At 71.2% G+C, this 16,473-nt stretch carries 16 protein-coding genes; 12 read left to right on the forward strand and 4 right to left on the reverse strand.

Features of this window, described 5'->3' with window-relative positions:
- Positions 1–67 precede the first annotated feature (67 nt).
- The 5 genes from ACSNN8_RS40020 to ACSNN8_RS40040 all read left to right on the forward strand — a co-directional run bounded on the left by ACSNN8_RS40020 (position 68) and on the right by ACSNN8_RS40040 (position 5,706).
- The gene (locus tag ACSNN8_RS40020) at positions 68–1,432 is read left to right on the forward strand and encodes a UDP-glucose dehydrogenase family protein (RefSeq protein ID WP_436656061.1); all 1,365 of its coding nucleotides are present in this window, start codon (positions 68–70) and stop codon (positions 1,430–1,432) included.
- Between the two features lie 309 nt (positions 1,433–1,741).
- Positions 1,742–3,109, forward strand: coding sequence for an ABC transporter substrate-binding protein (locus ACSNN8_RS40025; protein ID WP_436656063.1), 1,368 nt, complete (start codon positions 1,742–1,744; stop codon positions 3,107–3,109).
- A 132-nt stretch (positions 3,110–3,241) separates the two neighbouring features.
- On the forward strand, positions 3,242–4,183 hold the full coding sequence (locus ACSNN8_RS40030; protein WP_436656743.1) for a carbohydrate ABC transporter permease: 942 nt from the start codon (positions 3,242–3,244) through the stop codon (positions 4,181–4,183).
- Positions 4,180–5,094: a carbohydrate ABC transporter permease gene (locus ACSNN8_RS40035; RefSeq protein ID WP_436656065.1), complete on the forward strand. Its 915-nt coding sequence runs from the start codon at positions 4,180–4,182 to the stop codon at positions 5,092–5,094. The genes ACSNN8_RS40030 and ACSNN8_RS40035 overlap by 4 nt, the downstream gene beginning before the upstream one ends.
- 222 nt (positions 5,095–5,316) lie before the next feature.
- The gene (locus tag ACSNN8_RS40040) at positions 5,317–5,706 is read left to right on the forward strand and encodes an ester cyclase (RefSeq protein ID WP_436656067.1); all 390 of its coding nucleotides are present in this window, start codon (positions 5,317–5,319) and stop codon (positions 5,704–5,706) included.
- Here ACSNN8_RS40040 and ACSNN8_RS40045 read toward each other — a convergent pair.
- Both ACSNN8_RS40045 and ACSNN8_RS40050 read right to left on the reverse strand, forming a co-directional pair.
- Positions 5,699–6,922 carry a glycosyltransferase gene (locus ACSNN8_RS40045; protein WP_436656069.1) on the reverse strand — a complete coding sequence of 408 codons (1,224 nt, stop codon included), beginning with the start codon at positions 6,920–6,922 and terminating at the stop codon, positions 5,699–5,701. The genes ACSNN8_RS40040 and ACSNN8_RS40045 overlap by 8 nt on opposite strands.
- A 421-nt stretch (positions 6,923–7,343) precedes the next feature.
- The gene (locus tag ACSNN8_RS40050) at positions 7,344–8,741 is read right to left on the reverse strand and encodes an APC family permease (protein ID WP_436656071.1); all 1,398 of its coding nucleotides are present in this window, start codon (positions 8,739–8,741) and stop codon (positions 7,344–7,346) included.
- 79 nt (positions 8,742–8,820) lie between these two features.
- Here ACSNN8_RS40050 and ACSNN8_RS40055 point away from each other — a divergent pair, with 79 nt between their 5' ends.
- The gene (locus tag ACSNN8_RS40055) at positions 8,821–9,240 is read left to right on the forward strand and encodes a universal stress protein (RefSeq protein WP_436656073.1); all 420 of its coding nucleotides are present in this window, start codon (positions 8,821–8,823) and stop codon (positions 9,238–9,240) included.
- Positions 9,241–9,246: 6 nt separating this feature from the next.
- Here ACSNN8_RS40055 and ACSNN8_RS40060 read toward each other — a convergent pair whose 3' ends face one another.
- The gene (locus tag ACSNN8_RS40060) at positions 9,247–9,717 is read right to left on the reverse strand and encodes a MarR family winged helix-turn-helix transcriptional regulator (RefSeq protein WP_436656075.1); all 471 of its coding nucleotides are present in this window, start codon (positions 9,715–9,717) and stop codon (positions 9,247–9,249) included.
- Between the two features lie 62 nt (positions 9,718–9,779).
- Here ACSNN8_RS40060 and ACSNN8_RS40065 point away from each other — a divergent pair, with 62 nt between their 5' ends.
- The 4 genes from ACSNN8_RS40065 to ACSNN8_RS40080 all read left to right on the forward strand — a co-directional run bounded on the left by ACSNN8_RS40065 (position 9,780) and on the right by ACSNN8_RS40080 (position 12,749).
- Positions 9,780–10,682 (forward strand): alpha/beta hydrolase, encoded by a 903-nt coding sequence (locus ACSNN8_RS40065; RefSeq protein ID WP_436656077.1) that lies wholly within the window; start codon positions 9,780–9,782, stop codon positions 10,680–10,682.
- Between the two features lie 290 nt (positions 10,683–10,972).
- Positions 10,973–11,323, forward strand: a complete 351-nt coding sequence (locus ACSNN8_RS40070; RefSeq protein ID WP_436656079.1) for a hypothetical protein — start codon at positions 10,973–10,975, stop codon at positions 11,321–11,323.
- Positions 11,324–11,350: 27 nt separating this feature from the next.
- Entirely contained in the window at positions 11,351–11,854 is a 504-nt protein-coding gene (locus ACSNN8_RS40075; RefSeq protein WP_436656081.1) for a pyridoxamine 5'-phosphate oxidase family protein, read from the forward strand.
- 49 nt (positions 11,855–11,903) lie between these two features.
- Positions 11,904–12,749 (forward strand): DUF1028 domain-containing protein, encoded by an 846-nt coding sequence (locus tag ACSNN8_RS40080; RefSeq protein WP_436656083.1) that lies wholly within the window; start codon positions 11,904–11,906, stop codon positions 12,747–12,749.
- Here the strand turns inward: ACSNN8_RS40080 and ACSNN8_RS40085 are convergent.
- Complete coding sequence (locus tag ACSNN8_RS40085; protein WP_436656085.1) at positions 12,726–14,177, reverse strand: polysaccharide biosynthesis protein; 1,452 nt, start codon at positions 14,175–14,177, stop codon at positions 12,726–12,728. The two genes, ACSNN8_RS40080 and ACSNN8_RS40085, sit on opposite strands and share 24 nt — an antisense overlap.
- Before the next feature lie 101 nt (positions 14,178–14,278).
- On the opposite strand from ACSNN8_RS40085, the gene ACSNN8_RS40090 reads away from it, so the two are divergent.
- Together ACSNN8_RS40090 and ACSNN8_RS40095 are read left to right on the forward strand one after the other, a co-directional pair.
- The gene (locus ACSNN8_RS40090; protein ID WP_436656087.1) at positions 14,279–14,794 is read left to right on the forward strand and encodes a hypothetical protein; all 516 of its coding nucleotides are present in this window, start codon (positions 14,279–14,281) and stop codon (positions 14,792–14,794) included.
- Positions 14,795–14,895: 101 nt separating this feature from the next.
- Positions 14,896–16,443, forward strand: a complete 1,548-nt coding sequence (locus tag ACSNN8_RS40095) for a long-chain-fatty-acid--CoA ligase (RefSeq protein ID WP_436656089.1) — start codon at positions 14,896–14,898, stop codon at positions 16,441–16,443.
- Positions 16,444–16,473: the final 30 nt, after the last annotated feature.

A 16,473-nucleotide genomic window follows, 5' to 3' on the forward strand; every position in this document is an offset into this window, starting at 1 on the left:
ATCATCTGGCGGTGCTTAAGGGAGCGGCGCGACGGACCCCCGGTCGCCTGCGGCGGAGGAGCGTTTGATGAAGGTTTGCGTTGTCGGCACGGGATACGTCGGGCTGACCACCGGGGTGAGCCTGGCCTTCCTGGGACACCAGGTCACCTGTGTCGACCTCGACCAGGAGAAGGTCGACATGCTCCGCGGCGGGCGCTGCCCGATCTACGAGCCGGGCATGGAGGAGCTGCTCGCCGAGGCCGCGCAGAACCTGACGTTCACCACCAGCTATGCCGAGGGTGTGCCCGGCGCCGACGTCGTGTTCGTCGCGGTGCAGACGCCGTCCGCCGCCGACGGCAGCCCGGACCTGCGCTACCTGCGCTCGGCGGCCGAGAGCGTCGCGCAGAATCTCGACCACGACTTCACCGTCGTGGTGAACAAGTCGACCGTTCCGATCGGCAGCGGTAACTGGGTCGACGCCATTCTGCGCGATTCGTTCGCCCAGCGCGCCGACCGCCCCGGGAAATGTGAATTCTCGGTGGCCTCGAATCCGGAGTTCCTGCGCGAGGGCAATGCCATCCACGACACGCTCTTTCCCGACCGCATCGTCATCGGTTCGGACAATCCGCGCAGCCTCGAGGTGCTCAACCAGCTCTATCGGCCGCTGATCAACCAGACCTTCACGCCGCCGTCGTTCTCGCCGCGGCCGGACGACACCACGGCCGTGCCGCTGGTCTCCACCGACCTGGCGTCGGCCGAGCTGATCAAGTACGCGGCCAACGCGTTCCTGGCCCTCAAGATCAGTTACGTGAACGAGATCGGCCAGCTCGCCGGCAAGGTGGGCGCCGACATCACCGAGGTGGCCCGGGGCATCGGCCTCGACCAGCGCATCGGCTCGCGGTTCCTGGAGCCCGGCGTGGGCTGGGGCGGCTCCTGCTTCGGCAAGGACACCAAGGCCCTGATCGCGACCGCGTCGGAGTACAACTACGACATGCCGATCGTGCGGGCCGCGCGCGACGTCAACGACCGGCAGCGCGCCATCGCCGTCGAGCGCCTGCAGGACGAGCTGCGCATCCTCAAGGGCCGCAAGATCGGCCTGCTCGGCGTCGCGTTCAAGCCCAACACCGACGACCTGCGCGACTCGCCGGCGCTGGACATCGCGGGGCTGCTGATCGCCCGCGGCGCCCGGGTGCGGCTGCACGACCCGATCGCGGGCGAGCGCTTCCGCCGCGAGTACCCCGACATGGCCCCGTTCCTGAGCGAGACGCTCGACGGCGTCTTCGACGACTGCGACGCGGTCGTGCTGGTCACCAAGTGGGCGCAGTACCTCGAGCTCGACTGGGGCAAGTTCGTCGGCCTCATGCGCACGCCGATCGTCCTGGACGGGCGCAACGTGCTCGACGCCGACCGCATGGCGCGGCTGGGCTACAAGTACCTCTCCATGGCCGGCTGACGCCTCCGGCCGCTCCGCGCGCACGCGCGCATCCACCGATCAGGCCACCCCGCCTCGGATATTCGCCGATATCCCGGGCGGGGTTGCCTGTTCGACGCTAGGGTCGTTTCGAAGCGCTTTTCGCCGCCTGACCAGGGGCTCCGGCTTAACCGGTTAAGGTCATCGGAGCAGCGACGCCGTATCGTTATCTAGGCTCTTCCGCGGAAATCATTGCGCAACGTGCCGGTTACCTCTTGACTGTGATCCAAGTAGCGCTTCGGACGGCGACGTCTCCGGACGTCGGAAGCGCGATTTGACATAGGGAGCGGTATGTTCGGTCAACCTACGAGCCCGCGTCTTCGGGCGGCGCTCGCCGGCACGCTGAGCGCCGGGCTTGTGCTCGGTCTCGCAGCCTGCGGCGGCGACGACTCGGACAGCGGCGCGAGCACCGACGCCTCGGCGTCGGCCATCGACTGTGCGCCATACACCAAGTTCGGCGACCTCAAGGGCAAGACGGTCACGATCTACACGGGCATCGTGACGCCGGAGGACACTCCGCACATCGAGTCCTACAAGCCGTTCGAGAACTGCACCGGCGCCAAGATCAAGTACGAGGGCGACAAGTCGTTCGAGACCCAGATCCTCGTGCGTGCCCGCGCCGGCAACCCGCCGGACCTCGCGATCGTGCCGCAGCCGGGCCTGGTCAAGCAGCTGGTCGCCACCGGCAAGGCCGTGCCGGCGCCCGAGGACACGGCGGCCAACGTCGACAAGTTCTGGGACAAGGCCTGGAAGGCCTACACCACAGTCAACGGCAAGTTCTACGGCGCCCCGCTGGGCGCCAGCGTGAAGTCGCTGGTGTGGTACTCGCCGTCGGAGTTCAAGGACAGCAACTACACCGTCCCCACGACGCTGGACGAGCTCAAGGCGCTGAGCGACAAGATGGTGGCCGACGGCAAGAAGCCGTGGTGCGCCGGCATCAGCAGCGGTGACGCGACCGGTTGGCCGACCACCGACTGGATGGAAGACATGATGCTCCGGACGAGCGACCCGGAGACGTACGACAAGTGGGTCAGCCACGAGATCCCGTTCAACGGTCCCCAGGCGACGGCCGCGCTGGACGCCGTCGGCGCGTACCTGAAGAACGACAAGTACGTCAACGGCGGTCTCGGCGACGTCAAGAGCATCGCGACCACCACCTTCCAGGACGCGGGTCTGCCGATCCTGGAGGGCACCTGCTCGCTGCACCGCCAGGCCAGCTTCTACGCGGCCAACTTCCCCAAGGGCACCAAGGTGGCCGAGGACGGCGACGTCTTCGCGTTCTACCTGCCCGGCAAGGACGCCGCCACCAAGCCGGTCCTCGGCGCCGGTGAGTTCGTGGTCGCGTTCGCCGACCGTCCCGAGGTGCAGGCGTTCCAGACCTACCTGTCCTCGGACGTGTGGGCGAACACCAAGGCGAAGCTGTCGTCGGGCTGGGTCAGCGCCAACAAGGGCCTCGACCCCAACAACCTGACCAACCCGATCGACAAGCTCGCCGGCACGATCCTGCTCGACCCGAAGGCCACGTTCCGCTTCGACGGCTCCGACCAGATGCCGGCCGCGGTGGGCTCCGACGCGTTCTGGAAGCAGGCGACCGCCTGGATCACCGGTCAGGACACGAAGACCACGCTGGACAACATCGAAAAGGCATGGCCCAAGTGATCTGAGCACCATCCGGGGCCGGTCGGGTTTTCGAACCTGACCGGCCCCGAACCTCTCTCCACTCCAGCGCACCAAGGAGGTCCGGGCCGCGTGTTCAACACCGCCTCCACCACCCCCGAAAAAATCCTGCAGATGCTCTCGGCGTTGCTGCTGTTCGCCGCCATCATGGGCCTGATCCTGTTCATCGCCGGACGGTTCGGCGGCCGGCGCGGTGACAAGGTCGTCGCGTATCTCTACCTGCTGCCCGTCGTCCTGATGCTGGGCGTCGGCCTGGTCTACCCCGGCCTGCGCACCATCTACGAGTCGTTCTTCGACGCCGCCGGCAAGGCGTTCATCGGGTTCGACAACTACGGCACCATCTTCAGCGACCCCGACCAGCTCACCGTGCTGCGGAACACCGTGATCTGGGTCGTGCTCGTGCCGTTCCTGGCCACCGCGATCGGCCTGGTCTACGCGATCCTGGTCGACAAGTCGCGGTTCGAGTCGTTCGCCAAGACACTCATCTTCCTGCCCATGGCGATCTCGATGGTGGCCGCGGGCGTCATCTGGAAGTTCGTCTACGAGTTCCGGCCGGACCAGGGCAACGTCAAGCAGATCGGCCTGATCAACCAGCTCCTCGTGTGGCTCGGCGGGAAGCCGCAGCAGCTGCTGATCGACTCCCCGCTCAACACGCTGCTGCTCATCGTCGTGCTGATCTGGATCCAGGCCGGCTTCGCGATGACGATCCTGTCCGCCTCGATCAAGGCGATCCCGGACGACATCATCGAGGCCGCCCGCCTCGACGGCGTGAACGCGTGGCAGATGTTCCGCAGCATCACGCTGCCCAGCGTGCAGCCCACGGTCGTGGTCGTGCTGACCACCGTCGGCATCGCCACGCTGAAGGTCTTCGACATCGTCCGCACGATGACCGGCGGCAACTTCAAGACCAGCGTCGTCGCCAACGAGTTCTACCGGCAGACGTTCAACGCCGACAACCAGGGTCTCGGCGCGGCGCTGGCGACCCTGCTGTTCGTCCTGGTCATTCCGATCGTCTGGTACAACGTCCGTCAGCTGCGTCGATCGGAGGCTCGATGACCGCCGTCACTCCGGTAACCAGCACACCCCCGCTGGTCGCCGACAAGCCTTCGGCCGCGAAGATCGCCAAGAAGCGGCTCAGCTCGCCCTGGGCGTCCCTGGCCGCGATCGTCCTGGCCGTGCTGTGGACGCTGCCGACGTTCGGCCTGCTGGTCTCCTCGTTCCGCCCCGAGCGGGCGATCAAGACGACCGGCTGGTGGACGTTCTTCAGCAACCCGACGCTGACGCTGGACAACTACCGCGGCGTGTTCGGCGGCGACGGAGGCGTCAACCTCGCCAACTTCTTCGTCAACTCGCTGATCATCTGCATCCCCTCGGTGCTGATCCCGCTGACGCTGGCGGCGCTGGCGGCGTACGCCTTCGCCTGGATCAACTTCCCCGGCAAGAACATCCTGTTCCTGGCGGTGTTCGCGCTGCAGATCGTCCCGCTGCAGGTCACCCTGATCCCGCTGCTCGAGATCTTCGTGAACGTGAAGCTGACCGGCACGTTCTGGACGCTGTGGCTGTCGCACTCCGCGTTCGCGCTGCCGCTGGCGATCTACCTGCTGCACAACTTCATGCGGGAGGTCCCCGCCGGCCTGATCGAGGCGGCCCGCATCGACGGCGCCGGCCACGTGTCGATCTTCTTCAAGGTCATGCTGCCGCTGCTCACCCCCGCGCTGGCGGCGTTCGGCATCTTCCAGTTCCTCTGGGTCTGGAACGACCTGCTCGTGGCCCTGGTCTTCGCCGGCGGCGGCGACGAGGTGGCCCCGATCACCCTGCAGCTGGCCAACCTCAGCGGAACGCGCGGAACGGCGTGGCAGCTGCTGTCGGCCGGGGCGTTCGTGTCCATCGTGGTGCCGGTGACCGTGTTCCTGCTGCTGCAGCGCTACTTCGTGCGCGGCCTGCTGGCGGGCAGCGTCAAGGGCTGAGCCCGCTCCCACCTCGAGGGGCCGCGTCCACGTCCGGGCGCGGCCCTTCGCCTTCCCCCCGCCGCGCCGCCCCGCACACGCAGCCCGCCCTCCCAGGGGGCCCCCACCTTATAAGGAAAGCGGGCGCGGAAACTCGGCGTCGTCCACAGGCTCCCGTCCGCGGCCGCCGGCAGTTGTCCACAGGCCCGTCCGCGGCGTCCCGGCGCGGGCAGGATGGACGCCATGACGAGCCCCGCCCTCGAGCACACCTACCGGTCGTACCTGCAGGCCCTCAACGACCGCCGCCTCGACGACCTGGTCCACTTCGTCCACGACGAGCTCACCTACAACGGCGAGCCGATGACCCGGGCCGACTACCGCGACCTGCTCGCAGCCGACGCCGCCGCGATCCCGGATCTCGTCTACGACGCCCGCATCGTCGTCGCCACCGCCGACCGCGTCGCCTGCCGGCTGGTCTTCGACTGCACGCCGCAGCGCGAGTTCCTGGGCTTCACTCCCAACGGCGCGCGGCTCACCTTCGCCGAGCACGTCTTCTACGACTTCCGCGACGGCCGCATCGCCGCCGTCACCTCGATGATCGACCGCTACGCCATCGAGCGGCAGCTCACATGAGCCGCTCCAGGACCCGCAACACGCCGGCGGCGCCGTCCTCCGCGGCGAGGCCGGCGGCGACCTGGCCGGCCCGGCGCCGATAGGAGGGATCATGGACGGCTCGGGTCAGCCCGGCGGCGAGGCGATCCGCGGTCAGGCGCCGGAACGGGATGGCGTCCGGAGCGGCGCCCAGGGCCTGCAGGCGGCGGGCCCAGAACGGCTGGTCGACCATGAGCGGCACCGGGACGGCGGGCACGCCGGCGCGCAGACCGGCGGCCGTGGTGCCCGCGCCGGCGTGGTGGACCACCGCCGCCATGCGGGGGAACAGCCACTCGTGCGGCACCTCCGCGACGGTGAGGATGTCGTCGCCGGAGGCGTGCAGCCCGGCCCAGCCCTCGCTGACGACCGCGCGTACGCCGGCCCGCCGCACGGCCTGCGCGACGAGCTCCGAGAGCGCCTCGCCGTCGGCGGCGGGCATGCTGCCGAAGCCGACGTAGACCGGCGGCGGCCCGGCGGCGAGGAAGGCGGCCAGCTCCTCGGACGGCGTGAAGCCCGGCTCGGGAGCGGCCCACCAGTAGCCGACCGTCGTGCACGAGGACGGCCAGTCCGCGGGCTGCGGAACGACGCTCGCGCTGTAGCCGTAACAGATCGGCCAGCCGGACGCGTCCAGGTTGCGCAGCCACGTGCGGTGGCCGACCGGTGGCAGGCCCAGCTCGGCGCGGATCGCGCGTACGGCGCGCCGGTACGGCACCTGGCCGAGCTCGAGTACCGCCCGGGCGGCGGCCCGGTTGCCCCGGGCGCCCAGCGAGCGGGTCGTGACCGTGGACGGCGGAAACTCGCGCGTGGGCGTCATCGGCTGCAGGTAGGCGCCCATACTCGGCAGCCGGAGCCCCTCGGCCACGTGCCCGCCGATCCAGCCGGCGGGCGTGAGCAGCAGCACGTCCGCCGGCCGGGCCGCCTCGACCATGGCGCGGGCCAGCGGCAGCGCCTGCGCCGCCACCGACCGGTTGACCGCCAGGATCCCGGCCATCGGGCCGCCACCGGCGGCGGCGCTCAGCTCCTCGCGCGTGTCCAGCGGCAGCAGCGCGTACCCGAGGCCGTGCCCGGTCACCAGCTTCTCGAACACCGCGTGCGTGGCCACCGTGACCTCGTGACCCGCCTGCTCGAGCCGCACACCCAGCCCCACGTAGGGCACGACGTCGCCGCGGCTGCCCACCGCCATGATCGCGATCCGCATGTCCGATCCCCCCGTTCTCCGCCACCCATTGACACACGTACCCGCTGTCAGGACGCTGAGGCCCCGCGGGCAGGCACACTGCGGCGGTCACTGCGGGCTGCCATCAGGACGACCCCGACCGCGTACGCCCACCCGGCCGCGCGACGGCGAGACCGGTCCACACGGCTGCTGCGCGGGTGCGGGGCGCGGGACGCGGGCGCGGGGTGCCGGGCGCGGGACGCGGCGCGGGGTGCGGGACGCGGCGCGGGGTGCGGGGTGCCGGGTGCGCGGCGCGGGACACGGGCGCGGGGTGCCGGGTGCGCGGCGCGCGACACCGGCGCGAGGTGCCGGGGGCGGGATGCCGGGGGCGGGGTGCGAGTGCGGGGCGGGTGCGGAGGTCGTGCCCCGGGCGGCAGGCGTTCGGGCGCGCGCCCGTGCGAGATCAGTCCCGCAGGTTGGTGGGGTCGTCGATCGTCGTGCGCTCGTGCCGCACGTTGCGGTTGTAGAGGTAGGTGATCAGCCAGAGCACGAGGCCGATGATCAGCAGGACGCCCGCGATGCGGTAGTCGGCGGCGGCCCGGCCGGACAGCGGGCTGGCCAGGTACGCGCAGGCGACCGCGCCGATGATCGGGATGACCGTGGGCGCCTTGAAGTGGTCGTGGTCGACGCGGTCGCGGCGCAGCACCAGCACGGCGATGTTGACGACCGTGAAGACGCACAGCAGCAGCAGCGACGTGGTGCCGCCCAGCGCGGACAGGTCGGCGAACCAGATCAGCCCGAAGGCGATCACCGTGGTGAAGACGATGCCGACCCACGGCGTACGCCTGCCGGGGTGGACCTTTCCGAGCACGCGCGGCAGCACGCGCTCGTTGGCCATGCCGTAGAGCAGCCGCGAGGCCATCAGCATGTTGATCAGGGCGGAGTTGGCGACCGCGAACATCGTGATGAACGCGAAGATCCACAGCGGGAACGCGGAAGCGCCGGCCTCGACGACCTTGAGCAGCGGCGCGTCGCCCTCGCCCAGGTCCGCCGGCGCCACCAGCGCGACCGACGAGATCGAGACCAGCACGTAGATGAGCCCGGTGATGCACAGGCCGGTCAGCATGACCTTCGGGAAGATCCGTACCGGGTCCTTGGTCTCCTCGGCCATGTTGACCGAGTCCTCGAAGCCCACCATCGCGAAGAACGCCAGGGCGGTGGCCGCGGTGACCGAGAAGAACGCGGACTCGCCCTCGGCCGCCGTGAAGTCGGTGAGCCGCGACAGGTCGCCGTTGCCGCCGCCGAGCGCCCACGCGCCGATGCAGATGACGATCAGCAGACCGCTCAGCTCGACGCAGGTGAGCACCACGTTGAGCTTGACGCTCTCGCCGACCCCCCGGAAGTTGATCAGGCCGACCAGCAGGATGAAGCCGAGCGCGATGGCGGTCAGCGCGGCGCCGTCGCCCAGCGACAGGTCGAACGCCTCGTCGAAGTTCGACGCGAACGCCTTGGACGCGCTGGACGCCGAGGTGAGGCCCGAGCACATCACGGCGAACGTGACGATGAACGTCAGGAAGTGGATGCCGAACGCCTTGTGCGTGTACAGCGCGGCGCCGGCCGCCCGCGGGTACTTGGTCACGAGCTCGAGATAGCTGAACGCGGTCAGCAGGGCGACCGCGAACGCGATGAGGAACGGCAGCCACACCGCACCGCCCACTTCGGACGCCACCCGGCCGGTCAGCGCGTACACGCCCGTACCGAGGATGTCGCCGACCACGAAGAGCAGGAGCAGGCCGGGCCCCATGACCCGCTTGAGTTCGGGTTCGCTTCGCGTCCCGTTCAGCACCGCGTCGTCCGCCATAACCGCGAGCATGGGACAGATCGGCGCATCTGTCGAGGGGAAGCTATCGACGAGTCGCGATCACGGCTACCGTGCAGTGATGCGCATCGTCGTCGCCGCCAAGCCCGAAACCGACCAGCCGTGGCTCGCCGACGCCGTGGTGGGCCTCGCCCGGCAGACCGGCGCATCGGTCGCGGTGGTCGCCGCCGACGAGGTGGAGCTGGAGCGTCTCGCCGCCGTGCCGCGCCAGGTGTTCGCCGACAAGGCGTACGCGGCCGCCGCCTCCCTGGCCCGCCGCCTCGCCGAGGCCGGCATCGAGGCGAGCACGACGGTCCTGCCGGGCCGCCCGGTGCAGGCCATCCTCGACTTCGCCCGCCAGCACAACGCCGACCTCATCGTGGTGGGTTCGAGCACCCGCCCGAAGGTGGCCGAGCGGCTGCTGGGCAGCGTGCCGCTCGACCTGATCAAACAGTCCCTCAAGCCGGTCCTGGTGATCACCCATCCGGGTCACCCCGCCTGAGGACGGTCATCCGACGGGAACGCCGACGCGCTTCTCCTCCAGCGCCAGGCGCAGCGCGGCGAGGGTCGCCGCCGCGGCGTCGAGCTGGTCGGCGCTGACAGCGGGCGAGGTCAGTTCGCGCAGGTGGTCGGTGAAGGTCCGCTCGGCCCGGGCCACCAGGGCGGCGCCCTCGGGGGTGAGGCTCAGCAGCGACGACCTCCGGTCGGCGGGGTTCGGCAGCCGGGTGGCCCACCCACGGGCCTGCAGCCGATCCATCATCTTGCTGATGGCGCCGATCCCGGCGGCGAAGGTCGTGGCGACGTCGGCCACGCGCGACCCGGGGTGGTCGCGTAGGTGACGCAGCAGCTCGAACTGGGACGTGACGATGCCGTGTTCGGCCCGCAGCTTCTCGCCGAGGGCGTTGTAGAGGCGGGTCTCACAGCGGACCAGGTCGTCGAAGAAGCCGGCGAGCCCGTCGCTTGCCGAAGTATATGCCATGGCATACATTCTACGAGAAACATGCCATGGCATGTAGTTGCCCCAGAGCCTCGGGAGAGCGCGTGAGCCGGAAACAACGAGAAGCGCTGGACTCGGTCCTGCGCCAAGCCCCACGGCCGGCCGGGCCGGAGTCCGTCGAACAGATGCGGGAGGGCTTCGCCGCGTTCATGGGGTCGTTCCCCGTTCCGGCCGACGTGCGCCGGACGCCGATCGAGGTCGCCGGACGGCCGGCGGTCCTGGTGGAACCCGCGGCCGATTCCCGGCCGGGGACCATCCTGTACTTCCACGGCGGCTCGTTCTCGCTGGGATCGCCGCGGACGGCGATGACCGTGACCGCCAACCTGGTCCGGCGGACCGGGGTCCGCGCGATCTCGCTGGACTACCGGCTCGCCCCCGAGCATCCGTTCCCCGCCGCGATCGAGGACTGCGTTGCCGCGTACCGCGCCCTGCTGGACGCCGGCATCGACCCGGGAACGGTCGTGCTCGCCGGCGACTCGGCCGGTGGCGGGCTCACGGTGACGACGTGCCTCGCCGCCCGCGATGCCGGACTGCCGATGCCGGCGGCGATCGTGGCGTTCTCGCCCGGCCTCGACCACACGCGCACCGGCAGGACGATGGACACCAAGCAGGGCGTGGACCCGTTCTTCACCAAGCAGGCCATGGAGCGCACCGGGGAGATGTATCTCGCCGGCCAGGATCCGCACCGGCCGCTGCTGGCTCCCGCGGTCTACGCGGACCTGACCGGGTTCCCGCCGATCCTGCTGCAGGCCGGCACCAACGAGCTGCTCCTGGACGATGCGGTACGGCTGGCCGACCGGGCGCGGGAGGCGGACGTCGACGTGATCCTCGACGTCACCGCGGGGGTGCCGCACGTGTTCCCGGCCTTCGTGGGCACCCTCGACGAGGCGGAGCAGGCGCTCGACCGGGCAGCCCTGTTCGTCACGCAGCACCTCCGGGCGCGCTGATCCGGAAGCGACCGTGGCCGACGGGTCTCGTCCGGTCCGGACGGACATCCGCGGCACCGTCCACTGTCGGCTTCCGGTCAGCAACGGGGCGATCATGTCCGGGATGGTGCAGTCTTCCCTTCGAGATGGTTGAAAGCAACACCAAATCCGGAAATTGGCCGTCCGGTGGGCACGGAAGGGACCGATCGCGCTCGATGCGGGTGGATCGTCCGGTCACTCATCCATAACAGCGGATATGCAGATGGTGACGGAAGCGTTTAGGTAGATCTCGCTCGGGGACATCGAGAATCATGACAGGCGAGGGGGACAGCCCGGTGATCAACGCGGTGATCTACGTGCGGCCGGAGAACTACAGCGCCAGCGCTGCCCGATGTCTGGACTACTGCGCCGCCCGGCAGTACGAGGTGGTCGGGCTGATCCCGGGCGACTGGGAGGCCGCGATGCGGCTGCTGGGCGAGGGTGTCGCGCAGGTGGTCGTGGTGTCCTCGGCGGAGCAGGTGGAGCCGCAGCCGGGTGTGGAGATCGCCCCCAAGCCGTCCTCGCGCCGCCGCGCCGGAGCCAACGCCGCGCGCAACCGCTGGCAGAGCAAACCGTCCACGCCGTCCTCCGAGCCGGCCGCCGCGCGCCACTACCGCTACTGAGGCCCGCGCGGGGCGATACTGGGGCGCATGACTGAACCCGTCGGCGAGCTTGACGCACGTTTCAGCGACCCGGACGCCACGGCACGACCGTGGTCCGATGTGGACGACGTCCTGACCTCGGGCAAGATCTTCTGGCTGTCGACGGTACGCGCCGACGGCCGCCCGCACGTCACTCCCCTGCCGGCCGTCTGGAGAGGCGGCGCGCTGCACTTCTGCACCGGCGCCCGCGAGCAGAAGGCCCGCAACCTCGAGCAGAATCCGCACGTGGCCGTCACCACCGGCACCGACCGGCAGGACGCGGGCCTGGACGTGGTCGTCGAGGGCACCGTCGCGCGGGTGACCGACGCCCCGCTGCTGCACGAGCTGGCCGCCCTCTGGAAACAGCGCCACGGCTGGGACTTCAAGGTGCGCGGCGACGTCTTCACACAGGACGACGAGCACGAGGCGCTCGTCTTCGCGGTCACCCCGGCCAAGATCCTCGCGTTCGGCAAGGGCGACCCGTACACCCAGACGCGCTTCCGCTTCGCCTGATCGCCGGCAGCCCGGTCCGGGCCGCGCGGGATGCCGATAGGGTCGCGGCATGACGTTCTCGATCGTGGCCCGCTCCGCCGACGGCAAGGCGCTCGGCGTGGCCGTGGCCAGCAAGTTCCTGGGGGTCGGCGCCGCCGTGCCGGCCGCGCTCGCCGAGGTCGGGGCGGTGGCCACCCAGTCGTACGCGAACCTCGCCTACCGGCCGCAGGCGCTGGCGCTGCTGGGCACGGGCGTGGCGGCGACCGAGACCGTACGGGCGCTGATCGCCGGGGACGCCGGGCCGGTCGAGCACCGGCAGGTCGGCGTGGTGGGGCCGGAGGGGCCGGGTGCGACGTTCACCGGCGAGCAGTGCCACGACTGGGCCGGCGGCGCGGCCGGCGACGGGTACGCGATCCAGGGCAACATGCTGGCCGGGCCCGACGTGGTGGGCGACATGGAGAAGGCGTGGCTGGCGGGCGCCGACCACACGCGGCTGGCCTACCGGCTGCTGGCCGCGCTGCGCGCCGGGGACCTGGCCGGCGGCGACCGGCGCGGGCGGCAGAGCGCGGCGCTGCTGGTGGTGGCCAAGGGCATGGGGTACGGCGGCACCAGCGACGTGTGGGTGGACCTGCGCGTCGACGACCACCCTGACCCGGTCGCCGAGCTGGGCCGGCTGCTGGAGATGCACAGCCTCTACTTCGAGTTCCCCGACCCCGCGACGCTGCTGCCGCTGACCGGCGAGCTCGCCGACGAGGTGGCCGCGCTGCTGGCCGCCGCCGGGCACACCGGGCCCGACCTGGACGAGTCGCTGGCCTCGTGGGCGGGCGTGGCGAACCTGGAGATGCGGATCGTGGCGGGCAGCATCGACCCGCTGGTGCTGGCGGAGCTGCGCTCAAGCGGCGGCGCGGCCGGCTGAGGCGCACAGCTGCGCGAGCCCGGCGGCGCTCAGGTCCCGTACGTCCGCGGGATCCAGGGGCGGCGTGGGCACGTGCGCGATGAGCGGGTGGTGCGGGCGGTGGTCGCGCTCGCCGGCGCCGAACAGCACCTCGGCGAGGCGTTCGCCGGGGCGCAGGCCGGTGAACACGACGTCGATGTCCCGGCCGTCGAGCTGCACCATCTGGGCGGCCACCTCGGCGATCCGCACCGGCTCGCCGAGCTGGAGCACCAGCGTCTCGCCGCCGGCGCCGACGGCCGCGGCGTGCAGCACCAGCCCGACCGCCTCCTGCGCGGTCATCAGGTAGCGGCTGACCTCGGGGTGGGTGACGGTGACCGGGCCGCCGTCGGCGATCTGCGCGGCGAACGTGGCCAGCACCGAGCCGCGGCCGGAGAGCACGTTGCCGAAGCGGACGTTGACGTGGGCGCCGGGCCGGTCGCGGTCGAAGCCGGCGGTGAGCCGCTCGGCGATGCGCTTGGTGCGGCCCGCGACGCCGACCGGGTCGGCGGCCTTGTCGGTGGAGATGTGCACGAACCGCTCGACGTCCGCGGCGGCCTCCAGCACGGCCAGCGTGCCGAGCACGTTGGTCTTCACCGCCTCGTCCGGGTGCCGTTCGAGCAGCGGCTGGTTCTTGAGCGCGGCCGCGTGGAAGACCACGTCGGGCCGGTGCGTACGGAAGATCTCGCGCACCCGTCCGGCGTCGCGCACGTCGGCGAGCAGCACGTTCGGGTCGTGCAGCTCGGCGCGCGGGTCGACGGCCAGCTGCACGGCCTGCAGCGCCGCCTCGTCGTGGTCGAGCATCAGCAGCTCGGCCGGCTCCCGGCGGTGGATCTGCCGGCACAGCTCCGAGCCGATGGTGCCGCCCGCACCGGTGACCAGCACCCGCTTGCCGGTGACCAGCGCGCCGGCCACGGCCGGGTCGGTCCGGATGCGGTGCCGCCCGAGCAGGTCGGTCACCTGCACGTCGCGGATGTCCCCGGCGCCCAGCTCGTGGTCGAGCACCTCCCCCGGCTCGGGCACGACGAGGAACCGCACGCCGCAGGCCACGGCGAGCGCCCGGATCTCGCGCACGAGCACGGCCTCGGCGTTGCTCACCGCGAAGACGACCGCCTCCGCCTTCGTCTGCTCGACCGCTCGCGGCATGTCGTCGCGCCCGCCCAGCACCGCGACGCCGGCCAGCCGGGTGCGCCGCTTGCCCGGGTCGTCGTCGAGGATCCCGACCGGCTCGTACGGGCTGGCCGGGTCGAACACCATGCTGTGCAGCAGCGTGCTCGCCGCGCTGCCCGCGCCGAACACCAGCGCCGGCGCCCGCCGCGGCCCGGCCCCGCCGCGGGCGCGCCGGAACCGCTCGTAGCGCAGCGCCAGCAGATACAGCAGGCTCTCGCTCCGCGTGTCCCCCTGCCCGCGCATGCCTTGGATTCTGCCCCCTCCGCGGCGCCCGCCGGAGCCGATGGGCACTATCGGACGTCCGGCTCTCCCGATCGGCACGCCGGCCTGGTGTACTGCGACACGTGATCATGCAACGTGCGGACGGCACGGACTTCCGCGCGAACGTCCCCCTGGCGCTCCTGGCGCCGCCGCTCGCCGCGGCGGCCGGGGTGGCGACGCTCCGGCTGCTGCTCGCCGCGGTGACCGGCCGCGGCCCGCAGTGGGCGGATCTGGCCGGGTCCGTAGGCCCCGCCGCGCTCGGCGCGTTCCTGGGGTGTGCCGTGGTGGCGGCGGCGAAGGGCTGGCATCGCGGCCGGGTGACCGTCTCGGACGCCGGACTGCTGCTGGCGGCGGCGCGCTCCCGCGGCGTGCTGATCGGCTGGGACGACGTCGTCGCGGCCCGGGTGCGCCGCCGGGGGCTGCTGGCCGTGCTCGAAGTCGTGCCGCGCGACCTGCACGCCCTGCGCGCCGAACTGCCCAGCCGGGATCTGCCCCGGATCCGGCAGGCCGGTGGCCGGCCCGTGCTGAGCATGGACGTGGGCTTCCTGCGCCCCGGCCCCGCCGAGCTGCGCGCCGCGCTGCGGCGGCACGCCCGGTAGCACGGGAGCGAAACACGACCGAAACGGAGGGTTTCTCAGGTCGGCGGGGCGTGCTGGGATGAGACGGCAGTCACGCCGACGCCGCGAAGGGGAACGACCGCATGCTCAACCTCTCGATCCTGCTCGAGGACAGCGCCCGTAACCACCCGGAGCGGGCGGCCGTCGTCCTCGGTGACCGGCGCCTGACCTACGCGCAGGTCGACGCGGCCGCCAACCAGGTGGCCAACCTGCTCGTCGAGCGTGGGATCCGCCCCGGCGACAAGGTGGCGCTGTCGTGCCCCAACCTGCCGTACTTCCCGGTGGTCTACTACGGCATCCTCAAGGCGGGCGCCGTCGTGGTGCCGCTCAACGTGCTGCTCAAGGGCCGCGAGATCGCCTACCACCTGCGCGACTCGCAGGCCAAGGCGTACCTGTGCTTCCAGGGCACCCCGGAGCTGCCGATGGGCGCCGAGGGGTTCACGGGCTTCCAGCAGACCGACGGCTGCGAGACGTTCCTGCTGATCACCGCGGACCCGGCCGCGCCGTCGCCGATCGAGGGCGCCGAGACGCTCGGGTCCGCGCTGGCGGGGAAGGCGCCGGTGTTCGAGGCGGTGCTGCTGCCCGAGACCGACCCGGCGGTCATCCTCTACACCAGCGGCACCACCGGGCAGGCCAAGGGCGCCGAGCTGTCGCACGCGAACCTGCTGTTCAACGCGCTGACCTGCAACCGGCTGTTCGGCGGCGAGCCGGGCACCGACACCCACCTGCTGGTGCTGCCGCTGTTCCACTCGTTCGGCTCGACGGTCAACATGAACGCGGGCTTCGCCACCGCGGCGACGCTCGTGCTGCTGCCCCGCTTCGACGCCGCCGCGGCGGTCAAGCTGCTGCAGGACGAGGACGTCACGTTCTTCGCCGGCGTGCCGACGATGTGGTGGGGGCTGCTCAACGCGCTCACCGAGGGCGTCGACGTCGAGCGGATCGCGCGCAACATGCGCGTGGCCGTGTCCGGCGGCTCCAGCCTGCCGGTCGAGATCATCAAGGAGGTCCGGGAGCGGCTCGGGGTGACGATCCTCGAGGGGTACGGGCTCTCGGAGACCTCGCCGGTCGCCACGTTCAGCAAGCCGGGCGCCGAGCCGCGGCCGGGCTCGATCGGCGTACCCATCTGGGGTGTCGAGCTCAAGCTGATCGACCCGGAGTGGAACACCGTCGAGGGCGCCGACGAGATCGGCGAGATCGCGATCCGCGGCCACAACATCATGCGCGGCTACTACAACCGGCCCGAGGCGACCGCCGAGGTGGTGCGCGACGGCTGGTTCCGCAGCGGCGACCTGGGCCGGCGCGACAAGGACGGCTACTACTACATCGTCGACCGGGCCAAAGACATGATCATCCGCGGCGGCTTCAACGTGTACCCGCGCGAGATCGAGGAGGTCCTGCTGACCCACGAGGCGGTGTCGCTGGCCGCGGTCATCGGCGTGCCGCACCCCAGCCACGGCGAGGAGGTCAAGGCGTTCGTGATCCTCAAGCCGGGCGCCACCGTCACCGAGGCCGAGCTGGTCGAGTGGGGCAAACAGCAGATGGCCGCCTACAAGTACCCGCGGCTGGTCAGCATCGTGGAGTCGCTGCCGATGACCGCGACCGGCAAGCTGCTCAAGCGCGAGCTGAGCTGACCCCGCGCCGGCCGGTTGCGCCGATGCCAC

It is taken from the genome of Actinoplanes sp. URMC 104 (assembly GCF_051386375.1).
Classification (GTDB): domain Bacteria; phylum Actinomycetota; class Actinomycetes; order Mycobacteriales; family Micromonosporaceae; genus Actinoplanes.